Raw genomic sequence first — 20951 nt, 5'->3', positions numbered from 1 at the left:
CATGTCGATCATGCTGCCCAATCTCGACGATCGCCGCTGGTCGGACCTGGTGGAGCAGGGCCGGGCGCTGATTCCGCTGTTCGCGCCGGAGTGGACCGATCATAACGCCTCCGACCCCGGCATCACGCTGATGGAGCTGTTGGCCTCGGTAACGGAGATGGACATCTACCGGCTCAACCGCCTGACCGGCGCGCAGAAGCTGCGCCTGCTGGCATTGATGGGCGTGCGTCCCGCACCGGTACGTCCCGCCACCGTGGCGAGCGAGCTGCGCATCACCGCGGGCGCGGGGCCGGTGGCGCTGCCCGCCGGGAGCCAGTTCGCCGGCACGCTGGTCGACGGCACGGCGGTGTTGCTGCGCTCGACGGCGCCGGTCGACGTGGCCGCCGCGAGCCTGCGTGCGTTCCAGCGCAAGGACGCCACGGGCTTCCAGAACTGCACGGCGGCATGGATGCGGCGCGAAAGCATCGCGCTGTTCGGTGAAGATCCGACGCCCGGCGCCGAATTCTACCTGGGCTTCGACCAGGCCCTGCCTGTCGGCAGCTGGACCCGGCTCCATGTCGGGATCGAAGGCGAACAGGCCGGCGCGGCCGAACGAGCGCGCATCGCGGCGCACCGGGACGGCGCCGGGCCGCGGGTGCACCATGGTGCGCGCGTGCTGTGGGAATACCTTGCCGACGCCGGCGCATCTGGCGTGTGGCGCGCGCTCGACGCGATCGACGACACCCGCGCCTTCAGCCTGGCCGGCAGTGTCCAGTTGCGGCCGGCGCAGGCGATGAAACCCGCCTTGCTGGGGCGCGTCGCCCAACCGTATTACTGGGTACGCTGCCGCTTCGGGCAAGGCGCGTTCGATGCCGCGCCGCGCGCCAGCCGGCTGTTCGCCAACGGCGTCGAGCTGGTGCAGTCGGTGCCGGCGATTACTTCGTGGCCGATCAGGGCCGGTACCGTCGCGAGCGGCAGCCTCACGCCGGGCCAGTCCGCCGTGCTGCGGCTCACGGTGGAGCAGGGCCAGATTGTCGCGCTGGCAGTGGACGGCACGCCCGGCGCCCCGGCCCTCGTCGTGCTGGCCTACCAGGCCGCGACCGCGACCACGGCAGGCCTGCTCGTCATCGAAGGCGCGCTCGCAGGCATCGGCACCGGCGAGCCCGCCCAACGCTTCATCCTGGACGAGCGGCCGCTGGTCGAATCGAGCGTGCGGCTGTTCAGCGTCGAAGGCGAGCGCTACCGGACATGGACGCAGGTCGACGACTTCGCGGCATCCACGCGCAACGATGCGCACATCCGCCTCGATCCGACCCGCGGCGAAGTCACCGTCGGCGATGGCGAGAAGGGGAGGGTGCTGCCGTCCGGCTGCCAGTTGTTTGCAAGCTACGAAGCCGCCCAGCCGGTCCCCGCGCTGGCGCAACTGGCCGGCCTGGCGGACACGCCGCACAACCGGGCTTTCGGCGGCGCCGGCGCCATCGGCCGCATCGCCGCCGAAGCGCCGGTCGGGATCGAAGCCGCGGCCGCGGCCGAGACGCTCGCGCATGCCCTCGGGCGCGCAATCGAATTGCGCGAAGCCCGGCTGCGCGCGGTGACCGCCGAGGACTTCGAGGCCATCGCACGTGCGACGCCGGGCGTGCGCGTGGCGCGCGCCATCGCGCGGCCCAACCTTTTTCCCGCACTCGAATGCGTGCGCGCGCCCGGCATGGTCACGGTGATCGTGCTGCCGACGCTGCCGCTTGCGCGCCCGATGCCGGGCGCCGGATTCATCGAACGCATCGCCGCGTACATCGAGGCGCGGCGCACCATCGGGACGCGGGTCGTTGTCGCCGGCCCGCGCTACCTCGAGGTGACGGTGCATGCCACGCTCAAATGTTTCGACGGCGTCGACAAGCGGCAGCTTTCCGCGCAAGTTGCGCAGGCGCTCGACGCCTTCTTCGACCCGTTGGCCGGCGGGCCCGATGGCACCGGCTGGCCGCTGGGCCGCGACGTCTTCCGCGCCGAGGTCATGCAGGTCATCGACCAGACACCCGGCGTCGACCACGTGCTGTCGTTGGACCTGGCCGCCGAGGGCTGCGCACCAACCTGCGGCAATCTCTGCCTGCGCCCGACCTGGCTGGTCGCCGCGGGCCCGCACCACATCGAGGTGGCCTGACCATGTCGACACCCTACGGACCCAAGCTGGACAGGCTGCGCTACTGGCAGGGCCAGACTTTGCGCAGCATCGATGCCCGCGACCAGCAGCGCTTCGACGCCTTGCGCCGCCAGCTGCACAACCGCGCGCTGCACTCGACGGGTGGCGTGGCCTACGGGCTCGCCGCCAGGCTGTCCGAGAAGAATCCCCGCGAAATCGAGGTGGCGTGCGGACTGGCGTACGACGGTCGCGGCCGCGAATTGATCCTGCAACGCGTACGCAGCATCGACAAGCCGGCTGGTCCGGGCCTGCAGATCCTGCGCCTGAAATACAAGGCCGCGGCGGCGCGCTCATGCGCTACACCTGGCGACGCCGTTTGCGTGGCGGCCGACGCACACCTGCTCGAACAGGACGTTCAACTGACCTGGGGCCTGTCCGCGTCGTTCGATCCCGCCAGCGAAGTGATCCTGGCCGTGTTCGCGAACGGCACGCTCGACGACAGCTTCGTGCCGAAGCAGGCCAGGCCGCTCGCGCGGCCGCGCCTGGCGACGGGCGCAACCGTCCAGGGCGATACCCCTTGGGAGCCCTGGGTGGTCGAGCGACCCGACGGCAGGGGCGGCATCGTGAGCCAGGTCGTCGGGGTGCAGACGCACATCGACACCTCGGCCAGCGGCTTCACCCAGGTTCCGCGCTACATCGCGAGCCTGCAGGCGCCGGCCTGGGACCTGAAGACCGCCGATTTCGCACCGGCGTTCTTCCCGCACGTCGCCGATCCGACGGTGGACGGCTTTACGTTCCGCCTGCTGATGACGGAAATCGGGCGCCGCCGCTACAACGCCTGGAGCGGCACGGACAGGGTGTCGTCGATCGAGCGCGGCATCGGCGACCGGTTGCTGGTGACAGTGGAACAGCAAGTGTCGTTCAAGGTGGGTGACATGGTCGCGCAGTTGCGTCCCCGTGCCGGCTCGGTCGTGGCGATCGACAAGATCGCGGCCAACAAGCTGACGCTCGCGGCGGCGCTGCCGGTGAAGGCGGGCGAAACGATGCTTGCCGTTGCCAACCTCCCGCGCATGGCCTCCGTGCAGCAGGTGCTGCCCGAGGATCCGACCGTGGTCGCCGCGTTTACGGCCACGCTGCCGGTCAGGAAGGGCGACCTGCTGCAACGCACTGCCGACGGCGCGCGCGCCATGATCGACCACGTGTCGAAGGGCAAACTCACCGTTGGCAAACCGTTCGCCGGCTGGGTCGCGACGGATGCGCTGATGATCGCGCGCATGGACGCCGGCGTCGCCGTGAAAACGGCGGCGGTGTCGGCCGACGGTGCCAGCCTGGTGCTGGAGCTGGTGCCGGCCACGCACGCCGTGGCGACCGGCATGTCGATCGTGCTGCTGGACGGTGACAAGGTGCCCCTGGCGGCCACGTCGCAGGTCGTCAACCGCAGCGGCGCCACCATCGAGGTGCAGCCGGTGCCGCCGGCGGCCGACATCGCGGTCATCCAGGGCGTCGTACCGCTGGCCGCCGGCATTACCATCGCAAGCCTGCAGGCGAGGAACGGCAGGATCGTCGAGCTCGACACGGTCGGTCCTTTCGGTGTCGGCGACTTCGTGGCCGCTGCCGACGACACTTCGAAGCTCGCTGTCGTCGAGCAGATCGACAAGAAAAAGAAGCAACTCGAGTTGAGGGAGCTTGGTGCGCGGCTGGGCGTCGACGCCACGTCCGTGCTCGTCGGTGTCAACTGGCAGGGGGCAACGACGGTCGATGTGTTCGATCCCGGGCATCCGGACACGGTGAAGGTCGGCCGCGCCGGGGCGGCACTGGCCGGCGACTTCGTAGCCCTGCGCACGGTCGACGAGTTCGTGGCGGCGGTGCCGGTGACAAGCGTGGCCGGCAAGACCCTGACGCTGGCCGGATCGCTGGCCGGTGCGGCGCGCCTGGACACGCTTGCGGTGGGCCGCTTCCCGCGCATCGTCACCGTCGTTGCCCAGGACGCCGAGCCGGCAGTCGTCGCCATCGGCCAACCCGGCGCACTGAGCCCGGGCGATTGCGTGATGCGTGTGCCTGCCGCCGGGGCGGGTGCCGTCGTGCAGGTCGTGAGCATCGACGGCGCGCAGGTAGTGCTGTCCGACTCGCCGGGAACGCTGGCGCCGGGCGACCGCCTGGCGACGGTGCACTGGCGCGACATGGTACTCGTCACCGGAGCCAAGCAGGCGCAAATCGAGGTCGATGGCGACGTCGAATTCCGTGAAGGCGATGTGGTGGGTCCGTTGCTCCACCATGCCGACTGCTCGAATCCAGGCTATGTGGAGAAGATCGACGGCAAGGTGATCACGCTGTTGCCGGGGCTGGATCACGGTGACGGGATCGTCGGCCGGGGCTGGATCGACGGCGGCATCATCGGCCCGGCCGCGGTGAGCCTTCCCGCGATCCAGCAGCTGGCCTTCCCGGCATGGCAGCCGGTGGTGCGCATGGAAACGCTCGAAGGACTCGACGACCACCTACCCGCGACCGCCTATGGGTTGGACCTTCTCTCCGGCCGGTACCAGTCGCGCGGCGTGTGGCCGCTCATCCAGGGCGCGACGGGCGGTCACCTGCTGTTCTTCATCCAGGACACGCAACCCTATCGCTTCCGCCCCGAGACGCTGTCCCTGATCACGCGCTTCAACGCCGACTTCCCGCGCGCCTTCGCCACGTTCGCCCGGAAACAGCAAGTGGTGGTGCGCTGGATCGGCTGCCAGCAGGAGTTTGCGGTGGACCACGACTGCCCCGCGCAGGCGCCCTGCGACGCTTGCGGATCCGCCTCGCCGGCAACTTCTTTGGAGGACTCCTGACCATGTCGATCATCGGTGACACCCGTTTCGTGGAGCGCAGCACTTTCTTCGATGGCCAGCGTCTGTTCGCCTCGGACCTGCAGGGCGTCGAGGAATTCAACCGCCAGATGCGCTGGCTGCACAACCAGAGCCTGCACCAGCCCGGCATCGGCGCGGGTTTCGCGGTGAGCGGCGCCAAAGGCGACCGGGAGGTGTCGATCCAGCCCGGCTACGCGATCGATTCGAGCGGACGCGAAATCGTGCTGACCGAAACCATGGTGCTGGCCGTACCGCCGGTCGCGGGCGACAACTTCGGCGCGCCGGTTTTCTTCGACCTGACCGTGTCCTATCCGGATGAACGTGCGCTCAACGTGGCCGAGACGCGCCAGGGTGTCTGCGGCACACCGGCCGCAGGCGCGATCCGCCTGCGTGAAACGCCGATGTTTTGCTGGGTGCGCCTCGGACCGGCGCCGGACCGCCTGCCCACGAAAGAGAACGAGGCGCTGCGGGATGCGCTCACCAGTGGCGCCTTCCTGCGGCTGGCACGCGCCCAGGTGCTCAACTGTAAGCTCGAGCAACCGCTCTCGCTGGCGCAGCGCCGCAATGCCAGGCCGGCGGCGCAGCCCTATGCCTTCAGTGGCACCGTGGGGAAGGTCGATTGGAGCGTGCAGCTGGCGGACGCCTCGGGTTTCGGTGTACAGATCGTCGCCGACGTCGATACCACGAAGGCCGCTTTCCGCACCACGCCGAGTTATAGCGCGCAGGTGATGGGCAGCCGCGAGTTCACTTTCGACGTGGGCACGAAAAAGGTGGCGAGGCTGCTCGACGGCTTCGTCATGCTGCTGGGTGCGAACGCATCGGGATTCACATTCTCGCTGCTCGTACCGGACTCTCTGTTGTCGAAGTTCCCGCCCTCGGAGGAGGATCCCGATCCGACAAAAGCGAGCGACTTCAAAGATCAATTGACCAAGAAGGTGGTCGACCAGTGGAGCATCGACTGGATCGGCGTCGAAAGTTGAATGCCATGGCCCAGGATATCCGCCCCTTTCGCTACCTGAACGACGACGGCGCCTGGCCGCGCTTCCATTGGCAGGGGCTCGTGCTCGGCCAGGATGGCGCATTGCGCCTGCCGGGGCTGCCCGCGTTCGAGGGCAGCATGGCGCCGATGCCGGCACTGCAGGATGCGGCGCCACCGGCCGCGGGACTGGCCGCCGATGCGGACGGTTCGGTGTACTTCTCCGATCCGACAAGCGACACCGTCTGGCGCATCGATGGCTGCTTCGGGGCTGTCGAACCAGCGCCGTGCATCGGCGGCCGCGGAGCCGGCGCCACCCGGCTCGACCGGCCTGCGGGGCTGGCGATCGCGCCGCGACGCCATGCGCTGTACATCGCGGATGCCGGCAACCACTGCGTGAAGATCGTCGACCTGGACTCGATGACGCTGTCGGAAGTGCTGGATGGGTTCGAGACGCCGCGATCCGTGGCGCTGGACGACGCGGGCCGGCTGTACGTGGCCGATGCCGGCGCCCGGCGGGTCGAACTTTTCACCGACACGGGAGACAGGGTGGCGGCGTTCGGCGACATGGTGCGCGCCAGCGGCCATGCCGACGATCCGGGCGCGGTCGCCTGCGAAGCGTCGCGGGTGTTCGTGCTCGACCTGTCGACGCATGAACTGTGCGTGTTTTCCCAGGATGCGTTGCTGGAGGTGGTTGCGACCGGCGTCGCGGACGCGCGCGTCTTCACGGTGATCGATGGGACGATCTACGTGCCTGATCCGGGGCGCCGGCGCATCGCCGTCTGGCAGCGCGACCAGGCGGGAAGCTACCGTTACGCGGGCGATGCGGCAGGCTATGAAGGGTTCGCGGCTGCGCTGGCGCCGGACGGGGCGGGCAGCCTGCTGGCGTCCCCCGGTGGCGGTATCGTGCCGTTCGAGTTGCGGTTGGACGCCAGCCATGCGGCCGAAGGCTGGCTGTGGAGCGACGCCATCGTCTTCGACACGCTCGCGCATGAATGGAACCGCCTGCACGCCGCCATCGACCTGCCCGCGGGCAGCCACGTGAACTTCTTCGTCTTTACCGGCGCGCGCGCAACGCCACCGCCACCGCCTTCGCAAGACGGCAGCTTCGACGCGCCATGGCGTGCGGTCGGCAACGACGTGACCAACTTCTTCATCGACCTGGTCCGCGGCGCGAAGGAGGCGTTGTGGCTGGGGGCGCGCTTCTCCAGCGACTTGCACGCGACGCCGGCGCTGTCGCAGGCGCGGGTCGACTTCGACCAGTCCAGCTACCTGCAGGCGCTGCCGGCGATCTATCGCGAGTTTCCGGAACGCGACGATCTCCCGAAACGCGACAACTTCCTGCAGCGCTACCTGAGTCTGTTCGAGAGCTTCTTCGATGAACTGGAAGCGAAGATCGACGACCTGCCGGCCTTGCTCGCCCCGACCGCGGCGCCCGCGGACGCGCTGCCGTGGCTGGCCGGCTTCCTTGCGCTGGCGTTGCCGCAAGTGCAGCAGGAACAAGCGCAGCGCGAATCGATCGCCGGCGCCTACGCGCGCTATGCCAGGCGCGGCACGGTCGCCGGCCTGCTGGAGGCCTTGCGCGACGAGGCCGGCGTGCGCGCGCTGATCGACGAGCCGCTGCAGGCGATGGGCTGGTGGGTGCTGCCCGCGCCGTCCGCTTCCTGCAGGCCTGGCGAAGCCGRCGGCTGGACCRATGGCGCCAACTCCATCCTCGGCATCAACACCGGGCTCGCACCGGCCGAGAGCCAGGGCGCGGTGGTCGGCAGCACCGCCACGCTCGACCACTCGCAACTGATCGCCGAGGACGAATTCGGCACGCCGCTGTTCGACGCCGCAGCCTATCGCTTCCTGGTCCGGCTCTATCCGGGTGAGCTGCATTGCGCCGGCAAGCTGGAACAGGTACGCGCGATCGTCGAGCGCGAAAAGCCGGCGCACACGCTCTACGAGGTGTGCGTGATCGAGTCCGGCCTGCGCGTGGGCTTCCAGGCCACGCTCGGCATCGACACCTTGCTCGGCGGTGGCCCGGTCGAGCCGGGGAGACTGGGCGATGGACCCTTGGTGCTGGGCGGGCAACCGCGCTCCAGGCTCGGCGTGGACAGCCGCGTAGGCGCGGGAGCACAACTTTAATGCGAATCAGGAGAAACGATATGCCAGACGATCCGGTCGAATGCGATGCGCTGAGAAGCTTTACCCGTCCGCGCTACTTCTATGGCCAACTGCTCGACGTTCGTCATTTCGAGTCCGAGCAGGCCTACTTCAAGCGCAAGCAGTGGATGCACAACCGTCTGGTCGACGGCTTCGGCGTGGTGTGCGGGCTCGATGTGCACATTGGCGAAGGCGAACGCAGCGTCGTCGTGATGCCGGGCCTGGCGCTCGACAAGCAGGGGCGCGAGATCGTCGTGCCGGCCCGTTCCAAGCCGCTCGCGATCCCCGCGCGTCCGCCCGCGGACCAGGTCTCGCCCGGCAATCATGGGGACAGGAATGGCGGGGACCCATGCGACGACAACTGGGTGCACCTGGTCATCTGCTACGAGGAATGCAAGACCGATCCCGAGCCTGTGATGGCGGGCGGCTGCGACACCGCCACGCGCTGTTCCCCGGGCACTGTCCGCGAAGGCTACTCGCTGTCGCTGGAGCCGGGAAGGGCGCCCGACATCGAGGTCGACCCTGCCATCGGACGGCTCATCAAGGGCAACAACGTCGATTACCACGCCCTGGTCGCGTGGGTGAGCGAAACGTGTGTTTGCGACAGCGGCCCGGGATGTATCACGCTGGCCAACATTCATCTCCCCGAGGCGGAGAAGACGCTTGAACTCAGGGACATCCATATCGAGGTGCGGCCGATCGTCTACACGCTCGACCTGCTTTGGCAACTGGTGCTTGCGCTCACCCACGACTCCTCGAACCGGCGCACCGGCAAGTACTGAAAGGAAGCGACATGTCCACGAGAATCTCAAGCAATACGACGGGCGGGTGCGGATGCGGCGGCGGGTGCGGATCCTCGGCAACCTCGTCGGCGGGTGGCGTCACCGGCCGCGGAAGCATCGAGCGCCCGCGCTTCTTTCCGCGCCAGCTGGTCACGCCCGACGACCTCACGCTCGGCCAGGAGTATTTCCGCAATAAGCTGCGCCGCATGAACCGCTACCTGCACGGCTGGGGCGTGGTGTGCGGCGCGAAGGTCGCGCTGAGCAACAAGCCGTGGATGGTGATCGTGCGTCCCGGCTACATCCTGGGGCCGTACGGCGACGAGATCGTGATCGAGCAGGACATCTGCTTCGATCTGCGCACGCGCTGCACGACGGCGGGCGGTGGCGATGCCTGCGACGATATCGTGATCGATCCGCTGTGCCCCGAGCGCACCGTCGACACAAACGGGAACACCGCCGCCCCACTGTATATTGCGGTGCGCTACAAGGAAGTGCCTGCACGTCCGGTGCGCGTGACGCCGGTCGGCTGTGGTTGCGACGACACCAGCTGCGAGTACTCGCGCTGGCAGGATGGTTATGAGGTCTGTGTGCTTGATAATTGCCCGGACTCGCATGCCAATCCGCCTGGCATGGGCTCGTTTCTCGAGCCCGCCGCCGTTCCCGACTGCCCGCCATGCCCGAGCGATCCGTGGGTGGTGCTCGCGGTCGTCAAGGTCGATGCACAGGGCAAAGTCGGTTCCATCGACAACTGCGCATGTCGGCGCATGGTGCGCACGCCGGCGCCGGTTTGGTGGCGATGCGGAGACCCGGTGATCAACGCGCATGAGCCGGCACCACAGCCCGGGACGGTGACGACGCCGATCGGCTAGCGCCGATTCCGAGGAATCAGCCATGCAGGCCCGCGTGCATAAAGATTCTGCGGCAGAGGCAGCCGCGGCAGTCCGTGGTACCGGGAAGGCGCTGCCTGCGCACGTCCAGCAGCGCGCCGCCGCGGACCATGGCTTCGGCTTCGGCCATGTTCGCGTGCACGACGAGCCGGCGGCGCACGGGGCCGCGAGATCGCTGCACGCGGCGGCGTTCACGATCGGCGGCGATATCGGGTTCGCAGCAGGGCGCTACGACCCGGGTTCCGAGCAGGGCGAGGCGCTGCTGCAGCATGAATTGCGGCATGTCGCGCAGCAGCACTGGGCCGCCGCGTCGCTTCATCCGCAAGTCGATCCGGCCGATTCGGTTCATGAGCGCGATGCGCGCGAACCGCTTGCATCGCATGTGCCCAAGCTGTCCGAGCAGTGCATCCAGCGCGCGCCGGAGGATGAAGCTGGCCCGATGAAATCGCATCTACTTTTTAACAGAGAGCAGATTCTGGCGATCATTCGTCAATCCGGGGATGTGCCGAGCGTCATTGCAAAGCTAGGTTTTGGCCCAATGACCTCTCCCGAGTACCTGGCAAATTACTTCAATAGAAAAGGCGTGACTTTAGACGACTTTGAGCACCTCGACGAAGACCGATTTGATAGGACGCCGCAGAAAGTATTGGACGAAGTCCTGCTACCACACGCCTATCAAGAAAATCGGATGGTCAGCCTCGCTGTGGTTGGAGCCGCGCGAGAAGTGGCGAAAAAAAAGGCTGCTGGTCAGGAGGATGCGCGACAGATTATTGCTCAGGGCCTTGCTGCTGCCGGAAGCGCCCAAAAGGGGGCTGCATCGAGCACTGCGTTAAGCGAGATCCTAATCGAAAAGCGCGGCGGGATCATTGGGACTACGGGGCGAACGCCGATCAGCCCTTGGGGCGCCACGACCGTCGCGCAAGAGCAGCAGAAACCCGCACCAGTCGCTGGCAATTCGCAGATGCCAAACGTCCCGCCTGCAATGAAAGCGAACACGTCGGCTATGACAGCAGTTAAGTCGCAAGCTCTTTCGTATGGGCCATCTTCGGCGAAGCCAGTTCCTGTGCCAAAGCCGGTAGCCGCGCATAAGATCAGTCCGCCGAAATCAATTGGCCTGGTCGCTGCCGAAAAACCGCCGTTGCTGGTACAAGTCGAGATCAAGCCTGTGAGTGACGAGGCTGGCGGGTGGAGGCAGTTGGAGCAACCGACGCGCTCGAGCTACGGCGCGATCGGGATTATCACCGAGGGCGGCGGCTACGAGGGTGTTGCGATCTACGACCGCGTCTCCGGAAAGGTGGAGTTGAAAGTGAGCCCTATCGGTGAAGGACGCTCATCGGCGAAGACCTATCAGATCGGGCAATTTACTCCGGCGCAGCTCTCAGACCTGCACGMGCGGAGTGGCGGAAACCTCAGCGAGTTCGGGAAACTGGTTGAAGCACCGATCAGGCAGATGATCAGCAGCGCCACCGGACAGGCACTCTTGGATCCTGAAAAAAATGCAAGCAAGACAGGGGTGGATTGGCGGCCGCAGCAACCGCCTTTGCCGTTCGTTCACTGAGTGAGGATGCGTAGCAGTCGTCTAATCGACATTTGGTAGGGACGTTGCCGTCGTTCTGAGGAAAAGGTCATGCGGGCACACGTGCAAAAAGATACAGCAGCGCGGGCGGTCGACGCAGTCCGCGGTACCGGGAAGGCGCTGCCTGCGCACGTCCAGCAGCGCGCCGCCGCGGACCATGGCTTCGGCTTCGGCCATGTTCGCGTGCATGACGAGCCGGCGGCGCACGGGGCCGCGAGATCGCTGCACGCGGCGGCGTTCACGATCGGCGGCGATATCGGGTTCGCAGCAGGGCGCTACGACCCGGGTTCCGAGCAGGGCGAGGCGCTGCTGCAGCATGAATTGCGGCATGTCGCGCAGCAGCACTGGGCCGCCGCGTCGCTCCATCCGCAAGTCGATCCGGCCGATTCGGTTCATGAGCGTGATGCGCGCGAACCGGACGCATCGCATGTGCCCAAGCTGTCGGAGCAGCGCATCCAGTGCGCGCCCGAGGAGGAGCAATTTTCCTTGGGAACCGGCTTGATCGACACCATCGGTCAGAAGGCGACCAGCGACGCGTCGTGGCCCTTCATCAAGGCAGTCCTCGAGGGATTCGTCGGTGGCTTGAAGTCCGATGTCAAGGCAGGACGTGCCGACGCCGCGAAGACTCATCTTCACGAACTCCTACGCCCCTGGAACGCGGCCAAGTTCTATGGCGGCTATCTGGTGGGCCTGGTGATCGGCCTCGTCAGCCCGATCACGGATCTGGTGAAGGGTGTGATCGGACTGGTCAAGCTCGGCGGGATGGGGCTCGAATGGCTAGCGAAATGGTCGCCGGTTGGGGTGGCCATCAGCGCCGAGCGGCGCAGCAGAATTGCCCAACTGACCGTCAAACTCAATGAACTGATGGGCGAACTGGGCGCATCGCTGGCAGCGTTCGTGAGCGATCCGAAGAGCGCGGCACAGAAGTTCTCGGGCTTTCTCGACGGCCTGATGCAAATGGCGCTCTCGAAGGCGCGCAGTATCGGCGCCGGCGCCGCGCATTCGCTATTCGATTTCCTCGACAAGGATTTCTACGAGATGGGGAAGGGCATCGGCGAGATCATCGGCACCCTCATCGCGCAAGCACTGCTGCTCGTCTTTAGCGCGGAGATCGGAGCCCTGATGTCCAAGGGGGCGAGCTTCGTCGGGAAAGCTGCCGAGTTCGTGGCAGGCAAAGCCGTGGAGGCGTTCAACTGGATCAAGGGAATTTTCGTCGATGCCGTTGGGCTACTGCGCGATGCGGCGAAGGGTGCCTTGCAGGTATTCCAGGGCGTGATCAACAAGGCGTTGGAAGCGTTCGATGCGCTGGTGGCCCTGTTCAGCGAGGCGGCGGCAGCCGATATTGCGGGCGAGAAGGTGGCAGCAGGTGTCGAGAAGGGGGGCGCAGGCCAGTTGTCGAACATCATGGAGTCGCGCATGGTGAAGTCGACACGAACTTCGCCAGCTACAGTGGCGGACCTGACGCCACCCAAGATACACCCTTCCAACGTAGGCAAAGATACCGCTGTCCCTAAGTCTGCGCCAAAAACTCCGAAGCCCCTAGGAGAAGCCTCTAAGCCAAGTTCAGCATCGACGAAAGTCGAGGAGAGCGCAGCCGAGGAGCGCCTGAAGCCGGCTGAACAAAGCGGAAAGAACATCAAGGCAGGCATCGATTACCGCCTTCGCGGCGATGGGAATTTGCGCGCCGCCGCCCGTGAGGTTCACGACCTCGCGCATATGAATCCAAGCGATATAAAGACACCACGTCGACTGGGCTCGCCCATGACCCGCACGCAAAGCACGGTTGCACTCGCGGAGGTCGAGTTACCAGATGGTACGCGTGTCGTGTATGGCTCGGGATCGAGCAACAGCTTAAGCCCGATACAAAAGCGTGCTCTTGGGGAAATGAACGTAAATGTTGTAAACGGCCCGTTGCATGCAGAACAGAATATTGCGAGAGCGTTGCCTGAAGGAAGTAAGGTGAGGCGCTGGGGTATATCGTGGGCCGGCGGACAACGTCCTGACCCTTGCACGTTGTGTCGTCCAATTGTTGAGGGACTGGGCGGGATCGTGGAATAACGCGGAGATTTTGGTGGCCGGACTGAATCGCCACGGCTTTCCCAGCGTTTCGCGGCATTGGGCTGCGGCGGTCTGTGCGGCAATCTCAGCGATCCGACCCAGCAGAGTTCGTTCGGCTTCAGCTACATATGCCCGCTGGTGCAGCAGGGCGGCTTCGTGACCGCGGCGACCGACATGGGCCACCAAGGCAACGACCCGAGCTGGACCACCGACCCGCAGAAGCGGGCCGATTTCGCCTACCGCGGCCAGCACATCACCACGCTGGCGGCGAAGAAGCTGATCAAGGCCTGTTATGGCCAGGAACAGAAGTTCTCGTACTTCGTCGGCTGTTCGGATGGCGGCCGTGAAGCCCTGATGGCCGCGCAGCGCTATCCGAACGACTACAATGGCATCACTGCCGGCGCGCCCGCTGCCCACTTCCAGGTCCAGAACTCGGTCTATCACGGCTGGAGCGTGGTGGCCAACAGCACGACCGGCGACAGCAACGGCAATTCCGTTCTGTATCCGGACAAGGTCGCCGTGCTGCACAAGGCCGTGCTCGCTGCCTGCGCCGACACGCCGGACGGCCTGATCTCCGATCCGCGCGCCTGCAACTTCGATCCGGCCTCGATCGCGTGCCCGGCCGGTGCGCAAGACACGAGCCAGTGCCTGACTCAAGCCGAGGTGGTCGCCGCCGGCAGGATCTATGGTGGTCCGGTCGATGCGAAGACCGGCGCGCTGATGCAGATCGGCCGTCCGCTACCRGGTTCGGAGGGTAACTGGGTCGGTGTCGAGGTGCCAAGAACTGGCTCGTCCAGTGCGCCCGTCCCGGTGAAGTCCGGCGTGTTCAGCTACAACATCGTGAGCGGCCAGAGCCAGATGGGCCAGGGCACGGTCGACGAGTTCGCGCGCCTGTACCTAGTGCCGGGCGTGGCCCACTGCGGCGGTGGCGAAGGCGACGACAGTATCGACCTGGTCTCGAAGATCACCGGTTGGGTGGAGCAGAGTGTGGCGCCGGGTTCGGTCATGACCTAAAAGCTCGACAGCGCGTGCAACCAGACGGCATCGCGCCCGGTGTATCCGTATCCGGCCCTGGCCCGGTACACCGGCAACGGGGACTGGCATGACGGTGCTAACTACGTCAGCGCCAATGCCCGCTACAACGTGCGCACGCCGTCGTGGCCCGGCTCGATCTTCTATACGGCGTACACGCCGAAGGTGCAGGGGGTTCCTGCGCCGTAACGAGCTGCGTCTTCAGGTTGGGCTTTCCGAGTCTGCATGGTCCAGCGGGATTGCCGAAACACCGGCAGTTCCGCTGTTGATGTCATGCGAATTTAGATCGGCAACAACGGTGATCGTGTATGACACAGGCAGGCGCGCCATGTGCTGCGCCATTGCCGGGGCCGTCAGCAAAGCTTGCACTGTCTGGGGTCTTCCTCGGAGTCCTCGTTGATCCCGGCACTGGTCTCGTCCAGTTGCTTTCGTTTTGATGTACCCGGACCATCTTTCGTCCGAAGGACTGTCTTGCTGCGTGCAGTGGCTGTTCGCGCCGTGCGCGCTGGTTTGTCGCCGTGCCCATCGTCCCTGGCGCCGCGCGCACCATCCTTGGCTGAGTCAGTTTCCTTGATCTCGGCAAGCCGCACCTCCAGCCCCGCTTTCTGTGCTGCCAGGACGGCGGCGTTTTGTTCAGCGCGCGCGCACGCTTCACGTTGGGCCTCGAATTCGGCGCGCAGCTTGCGATACTCTTCTTCGAGTGTTAACAGCGTGTCCAAGCGCGCCTGTGCTACCGCCAGCTCGTGGCGAGCACGCTCCGCGTCGTGACGCTCAAAATTTCTCTCTTCGCGGGTAGCGGCCAGCTCATCGAGCAGCCGAGCGATTCGTCCATCCCGCTCCGCCTTCTCGCGGCTATGCGTGACCAACTCCGCACGCAGTCGGTCTGCATCTTCGAACCAACGCTCACTGTCCTCGGCGAGATCACGCAGGGCATCTTTACTGCTCTCGAGGTCTTGCCTGAGTGCCCTGTTGATTCGGCAGCCTTCCTCGTCAACGAATCTGAAAACCGCTTCCTGGAGTTCTTGCGGGAGCATTCGCGTCGCTGGCGCCTCTCCTCGGGATGACTGCCAATCCAGGAGGTGCTTCTGGATGGTGCCGTAGCTTCCCACATCGCCAAGCAGCTGTCGGATCAATTTGGCTGTTGGCGTTCGCCCGATGGATCTGCATTCCTCCGCAGCTGAGGCTACCTGTTCGTATTTCACCATTGCGGTGCGGCCCATCCTGACCTCCAGTTACGTTATCTTTTCGGTTACGTTACGGTACGTTATCGTAAAACGAGTACCAAGCTCATTCGCCGGCGAGAGCCAGTGCTGGCGTTGCGGATGCCGCAACGGTTTCGGCAACCTTTGTGGTCGTCATATGCTGGTTTGATGTGTCGCCTGGCCTGGCTCGATCATGCAACCGAACTGCTCCGAGATCGAGGCTGAAAGCACGAGTTTTTTGCGCGCTTTTACGCGCAGCCTGGGTACTGTCCAACCAGAGCGTAAAAGCTGGAATGTCGAACGCAAGCGACACGTAGTCATTGCAGCTGCCGCTCGAATCGCCTGCTGGCGCTCATGCCAGGCAAGCTGTGACAGGTCCGTCGCATGCAATTCAATAAAGCCTCGTGAGCACGGCCTAAGTTTCAGAGCCAGGAAAGATTGGCGGTCGGACGCGAACGGGGGGGCCGAGATATGCACCCGAAATCTGCGGCCTGCCATGCCCAAGTTGCCGAGCCACTTCCTGGTAAGCCGCATCCATTACCTCACGCGAGAGGTGAGGATCACCCCCTTTAACCGGCGGCAATGCATCGGTGAGTTCGTAGTAGAGGTCGCAGGCGAACTCGTGCCGCAGCCCATGCGGGGTGACGCCGAGCTGCTCCAGCGTGACTCCGCACTTGCGCAGCACGTTGGTGAACCTGTCGAGTGCTTGCTTCAGGGTCTTTCCCGGATAGCCGATATGGGCGCCTTGATGCGGGGCGGCCTTGAGGGCCCGTTGGTAGACGTCCTGTTGCATCTCACTGCGTATGGCCACGTAGCGAACGCGCCCGCCTTTCGTTCCGCGCTTGACCTTGAGGAAGGCTACACACGGCATCGACGTTTCGCCATCAGGCAGGGCATAGGCGGGCACGCAAGCCAGGGTCGGGCAGAACATGACGGCTTCCTTGCGCCGCAGCCCGAACGCGAGCATCACTTCCAGTTGCAGGCCCACCACCTGATCAGTCTGGGTGACTTTGGCGACGATAGCGGCACGGTCAACGCCGGCAACTGACCAGGTCTTGTCGCGCGTCGCATTACAAGTGCGCTTGACAAGGTGTTTGTCCACGTAATGTTCGGCTGACCGGACCATGCCCGGCTTGCCGATCCACTGGCAAAACGTGCGCAGCGTCGACAACAGCGACTGAATAGTGGCAGGCTTCAGCGGAGAGGGCGGCGGCGGCAGCTTGCTTCCTCGTATTTTCAATTCTTCTTCAATGCCGGGCGCCGCCGTCCAGTACCGCATCAGGAACTGGATGTGCCGCCCGCCCAGGTCGTAGGGAGCGAATTTGAATCCTGCGTCGCGCAGGAGCTTGAAGACGCGGAATAGAACGTCGCGTCGTTCCTCCTGGGTTCGGTGCGACACGCCCTTGTCCTTGGTCGCGTGCTTCCAATTGTTCTCGGCAATGATGCGCCCGAGAACAGGCTTCCAGTTCTTTGCGTCACGTTCGATGTCGGCCGCCGCCGGTCGGGGCATACGCGGGATGTCGCGGCCAGCTCGCTTGCTGCCCTTCTTGATGCATTTCATTTCCAACTCCGGTTTCTCGTCAGGAGGTTGTGTCAGCGACGTGCTGCGCGATTCGCATGGCACGAGTCAAGCCGCCACGCCGTGCTGACGGCGGCGTGGAGACCGGGGCTGGCTTGCGTCGTGCGCGGCGCCCCGATGGCGCGCACGACGGGATAAGTTCGGCCGTGAGGCCTGGTGTTCGTCAAAATGAATCGTTGACACGCCGGCGGATTGCTACGCACGGCGCATCTCCCGCGATGCGCGAGGCATCTGCGGTGAACGGCACGAAGCCGTTCGGTTCGGTGGACAGGGATCGGTGTATGCCGTCGTTATCCCAGCTCCTACCACCGGAGCCACGACGGGATGCGACGCCGACCCCGGCGCCTGACCTCTAGGGTCCAAGGCGACTCGAGGCACCGACATGCGGTAGCGCGACGCATCAGTACACGTTTCATTTGACGCTGGCGCATGGCCAGCAAGCCGGCACAGGAATCTGGTTCCATGTGCATAGTTGTACCGGGGAGCCGTCGAGCAGCTCCGATGCCGGTACAGGTTACGGTGTTTGGCCTGTCGGGCAGGCCTGGGACAGGATCGATACCATCGTCGAGCAACGATATCAGGTCGCCAACCGATCGAGTCGTTTGGACGGCCAATCATGCCGGGAGACCGGTCACGTGAACAGGGCAACGCGGGACTCGCGTCGCTCCGGGATGGCGCAGTTCTGGACCGCTGCCACCGCTTTGCAGGGGCGGACTAAGGACAACAGGATTGATCATTTATGCGGGTGACGACCGCAACGCCACGGAAACCGTGGAGGTCCGGAGACCTTCGGAACCCACATCCTATGCGGTAAAGGGCCAAGGGTCTATGAGGTACCGCAACAAGATCGTTGTAAATTGGGCTGATTTATCGTTGTAAGGTCGCTTCGCGGTCGTCGGCGCTCTATGGACGCGCCCTCGGTGTGGCTACCTCTGTTTGTTGACGTGGATGTTCAGTTCACGATAATCTGCGCTGCCGGTAAGCATAAAACTGCGTTGTATGCGAAATGCATTGAAGCCGAATTGAAGCCGGTTTCAACTGGAGGGCTGGGATGGTTGGTCTTGGGTACTTTCAATTGAAATCGGTTTGAAACCGGCTTCAAATTGAGGTCTGCGGCGGACGGCGGCAGCTGCGCGGAATTGAAACCGGTTTGAAACCGGCTTCAATCAGCGCGGGAACGGAAGGCAGCCGCAAATGCCCTGAGCAGGTGCTTGCCGCGCGCTGCCGTGGTCTTCGAGCACGTCAGCGATGGGAAGTCGAGCCGTTCGAGCGATGGCGCAAGGGGCACGTCATGGGGCCAGATCGATTCGTCGCGCGCGCCGGCAGCCATGGTCGCGACCGCTCGACGTCGTCATCTGAAGCCGAGCGAGCCAGGCGAACGGCACCTGCACTGGCCGTGCTTTTCCGCGAAACGCATGTCTGTCGTTGGAATGCGACCGGGCCATGCGTCCCGATGCCCCGACGGCGAGCCGGCGTCGCGCGCCGTTGATTCAACACCGGCTTTCGAGTGCCGATCGTTCAATCGAGGCGCAGATCGAGGGGGCTATATCCTCGTGTTCCGGATACTCTCTGGAGATGGCAAGTGCCGTGAACATGAAGACGATCGCGGGAAGCGCGACGACGAGTTCCGCGTCGTCGACCGAGTCCTGAAGTGTACCGAGCTCCAACTCGTCGGCGTGGCCAATACCCATGTATGGACCTTCCTTGTCAAATGTCGTCGGTAGCGCGAGGGTCGGGATGACGCGATCCAGGAGCGGAAGCTCGTCCGGCGAGACGCCAGAGTCGGCGCGCGCGAGGAACTCAACGATGGAGCGACAGCGGAACTGCTCGGCCCGATGTGCGAGCGCCTCGCTCCCGAGCCTTGCGACGTCGGGGTAATGGGTCTCGATCAATGTACGGAAGTCTAGTGGAACATTCCTCGAAACAAGCGAGCCGGCCGCAGCCGCGGTCAAGATATCGAGGCCATCTTGCAACTCATGAGCGCCGCAAAAACGATCGTATTCCGTCGCAGCAGCGTCGGACTTCTCGAGCGTGAAGCGGACCCAGATGTAGAGAAACTCGAGATAGTGCTCGCAAAGACATCGCAGCAGCGTCTTGAATGCGTAGGTGTTGCCTGATTCAAGTGTACTGAGCATCGCCGCTTTCAAACTGTCGGTCCGGATGCAGAACGACAGCATCACGCGGTATGTCTCCGGAAAAGTCGTCGTCGCGATCCTGCTGAGCAAGCCGTCCAGATGCTCGTTGCGGATTTCGCTGATGCAGGTGTCGATGATTCGGGCTCGCACTTGAAGCCTCCGGTATTGTGGATATGTTGCGCGCTGCCCAAGGATTTGACCATGGTTGGCACGCTCGGTTCGCCGTCACGATGCGCGGGCATTATCTGGCGCGTTTCGAATGTCGAGACGAGTGCTGAACTGCCGACGTGGGGCTCACTCCTCCCTGAAAGCTTCGGCCAAAGCAAGAACCTCATCTTCCTTTCCTCTCGCAAGCGCTTGCAACGGAGTCATGGCACCTAGCGAAAGCCGCCTACTGGTAAGAAAGAAGTGCTTGCATCCTCCGGGCAGGTCTCCCAATGCCTTGCAGACGCGCTCGAGGGCTGTGCGGCCGGGTGATCGCGTGGTAAAGAACGCCGGGTAAACAGGCTCATCGGACGGGCCACGCAGGGCGTATATGCGCTTGGCCTTCAAGGCCCGATTCAAAGCTTGAGGCGACATGCGCAGGCGCGCGCGGRATTCCGGACCTCGCAACAACTCGTGTGAGGCCAGCTGCTCCCGGCGGTACTCTGCCTCTTCCCGAATCAAGGTCGCGACAAAGTCTGCCGTAGTCACGCGGTTTTTGCGGCTGTCGATCGGGGGCGATTCGCTGGCGTCGAGCGGGTTCTGATCGGCCGCGCCAGAACGTCTGCCAGGAGCATCGTTCTTCGGGCCAGGAGTCTCCATCAGTTCCTCATCGCGGAAGGATTAGCCTCGTCCGGGCTCCCAAGTTGACGCTGGACGTGAGTGGCTACCTCTTTCCCTTTCAGTGTTTTGAAGGAGATGTCGCCACCTTTGAGCACATCGTCCAGCAGGATGGTAGTCAGCCACGGCTCGGTCGAAGGCGAAGGGCGGCGCCACGGGTGAATCGGTTTACCGTTCGCAAGTCGATAGTCTGCCGCGCGGCGTAGGCTACCCGGGACCATGTTGTAGATTTTTTGACGTGTATATCCTCGTCGCAGGGAGAGGGCCGCCAGGTCCTTCAGCGTGTAATGGATGATGTTACAGACTTCGCCAATCGAAAAACGGTCCAGGCAGTACCGGATGTCCGCAGCAACCTTGGACGAGAAGAGCTCCGGCCGGCCGAATGTGTAGCCCGCACACACGTTGATGAAATACTTCTTGCACTCGCTTTCTGCCACCAGATACCAGAGCTCCTCGACTGTTTGCGGCTCGGGATGGTCCAGACGGTCGGACAGCACCGCGAAGATGTCGTCCAGCGACCGTCCTGCAATATCGCGGGCGAGCACCCATCGTCTCGTGCGCAAGTTGATTGTCCCTGCACCGGTTGCCTCATCGAGCCTGGTGTTATTCGCGATTGATGCCGGAACCGGGACTAGGATTTTGTCGGTATACAGTCGGGTGTAAATTTTTTCCGAGAGCTCATGAGTTGCTGCAAGCGCGCACGTCAGATATTCGAGTGACGGGATCTCTTGGTCGTCCCGACGCAGGTTCGCGGCAACGAGTGTCGCGTACAGGAAGCATGACTGTATATAGCTC

14 protein-coding genes and 1 pseudogene are annotated in these 20951 nt (G+C 64.5%); 10 read left to right on the top strand and 5 right to left on the bottom strand.

What is annotated here, in order from left to right; translation table 11 throughout:
* The first annotated feature begins 1 nt into the window (after position 1).
* The 10 genes and pseudogenes from AC1DYX_RS06310 (at position 2) to AC1DYX_RS06265 (ending at position 14400) form a co-directional block, all read left to right on the top strand.
* On the top strand, positions 2-2134 hold the full coding sequence (locus AC1DYX_RS06310) for a putative baseplate assembly protein (RefSeq protein WP_477257403.1): 2133 nt from the start codon (positions 2-4) through the stop codon (positions 2132-2134).
* Positions 2135-2136: 2 nt separating this feature from the next.
* Complete coding sequence (locus AC1DYX_RS06305) at positions 2137-4941, top strand: hypothetical protein (protein ID WP_477257401.1); 2805 nt, start codon at positions 2137-2139, stop codon at positions 4939-4941.
* 2 nt (positions 4942-4943) lie between these two features.
* A complete protein-coding gene (locus AC1DYX_RS06300; RefSeq protein ID WP_477257399.1) occupies positions 4944-5939 on the top strand; it encodes a hypothetical protein in 996 nt (331 codons plus the stop codon).
* Positions 5940-5944: 5 nt separating this feature from the next.
* Complete coding sequence (locus tag AC1DYX_RS06295; RefSeq protein ID WP_477257397.1) at positions 5945-8065, top strand: phage tail protein; 2121 nt, start codon at positions 5945-5947, stop codon at positions 8063-8065.
* Between the two features lie 20 nt (positions 8066-8085).
* Positions 8086-8865, top strand: coding sequence for a hypothetical protein (locus AC1DYX_RS06290; protein ID WP_477257395.1), 780 nt, complete (start codon positions 8086-8088; stop codon positions 8863-8865).
* An 11-nt stretch (positions 8866-8876) separates the two neighbouring features.
* Positions 8877-9734 carry a hypothetical protein gene (locus AC1DYX_RS06285; RefSeq protein ID WP_477257393.1) on the top strand — a complete coding sequence of 286 codons (858 nt, stop codon included), beginning with the start codon at positions 8877-8879 and terminating at the stop codon, positions 9732-9734.
* Positions 9735-9756: 22 nt separating this feature from the next.
* Entirely contained in the window at positions 9757-11310 is a 1554-nt protein-coding gene (locus AC1DYX_RS06280; RefSeq protein ID WP_477257391.1) for an eCIS core domain-containing protein, read from the top strand.
* Positions 11311-11379: 69 nt separating this feature from the next.
* On the top strand, positions 11380-13386 hold the full coding sequence (locus AC1DYX_RS06275; protein WP_477257389.1) for an eCIS core domain-containing protein: 2007 nt from the start codon (positions 11380-11382) through the stop codon (positions 13384-13386).
* A gap of 51 nt (positions 13387-13437) precedes the next feature.
* Positions 13438-14169: pseudogene (locus AC1DYX_RS06270) on the top strand (tannase/feruloyl esterase family alpha/beta hydrolase); the annotation flags it as partial.
* Complete coding sequence (locus AC1DYX_RS06265) at positions 14161-14400, top strand: tannase/feruloyl esterase family alpha/beta hydrolase (protein WP_477257431.1); 240 nt, start codon at positions 14161-14163, stop codon at positions 14398-14400. The pseudogene AC1DYX_RS06270 and the gene AC1DYX_RS06265, both read left to right, overlap by 9 nt.
* A 371-nt stretch (positions 14401-14771) precedes the next feature.
* Here AC1DYX_RS06265 and AC1DYX_RS06260 read toward each other — a convergent pair whose 3' ends face one another.
* The 5 genes from AC1DYX_RS06260 to AC1DYX_RS06240 form a co-directional block, all read right to left on the bottom strand.
* Positions 14772-15638: a DNA-binding protein gene (locus AC1DYX_RS06260; RefSeq protein WP_477257387.1), complete on the bottom strand. Its 867-nt coding sequence runs from the start codon at positions 15636-15638 to the stop codon at positions 14772-14774.
* 397 nt (positions 15639-16035) lie between these two features.
* The gene (locus AC1DYX_RS06255; protein ID WP_477257385.1) at positions 16036-17181 is read right to left on the bottom strand and encodes an integrase domain-containing protein; all 1146 of its coding nucleotides are present in this window, start codon (positions 17179-17181) and stop codon (positions 16036-16038) included.
* Positions 17182-18689: 1508 nt separating this feature from the next.
* Positions 18690-19484, bottom strand: coding sequence for a hypothetical protein (locus tag AC1DYX_RS06250; protein ID WP_477257383.1), 795 nt, complete (start codon positions 19482-19484; stop codon positions 18690-18692).
* A gap of 144 nt (positions 19485-19628) precedes the next feature.
* Entirely contained in the window at positions 19629-20138 is a 510-nt protein-coding gene (locus tag AC1DYX_RS06245) for a hypothetical protein (protein WP_477257381.1), read from the bottom strand.
* The coding region (locus AC1DYX_RS06240) for a hypothetical protein (protein WP_477257379.1) at positions 20138-20951 on the bottom strand (814 nt) is incomplete at its 5' end. The genes AC1DYX_RS06240 and AC1DYX_RS06245, both read right to left, overlap by 1 nt.

This window comes from Massilia sp. P2_C2 (assembly GCF_056404615.1).
This window is presented reverse-complemented; position numbering and strand designations above follow the sequence as displayed.

Excerpts from the sequence above, each read along its gene's own strand:
- AC1DYX_RS06310 (WP_477257403.1), top strand. The coding sequence starts at position 2 with ATGTCGATCATGCTGCCCAATCTCGACGATCGCCGCTGGTCGGACCTG.
- AC1DYX_RS06305 (WP_477257401.1), top strand. The coding sequence starts at position 2,137 with ATGTCGACACCCTACGGACCCAAGCTGGACAGGCTGCGCTACTGGCAG.
- AC1DYX_RS06300 (WP_477257399.1), top strand. The coding sequence starts at position 4,944 with ATGTCGATCATCGGTGACACCCGTTTCGTGGAGCGCAGCACTTTCTTC.
- AC1DYX_RS06290 (WP_477257395.1), top strand. The coding sequence starts at position 8,086 with ATGCCAGACGATCCGGTCGAATGCGATGCGCTGAGAAGCTTTACCCGT.
- AC1DYX_RS06285 (WP_477257393.1), top strand. The coding sequence starts at position 8,877 with ATGTCCACGAGAATCTCAAGCAATACGACGGGCGGGTGCGGATGCGGC.
- AC1DYX_RS06275 (WP_477257389.1), top strand. The coding sequence starts at position 11,380 with ATGCGGGCACACGTGCAAAAAGATACAGCAGCGCGGGCGGTCGACGCA.
- AC1DYX_RS06260 (WP_477257387.1), bottom strand. The coding sequence starts at position 15,638 with ATGGGCCGCACCGCAATGGTGAAATACGAACAGGTAGCCTCAGCTGCG.
- AC1DYX_RS06255 (WP_477257385.1), bottom strand. The coding sequence starts at position 17,181 with ATGAAATGCATCAAGAAGGGCAGCAAGCGAGCTGGCCGCGACATCCCG.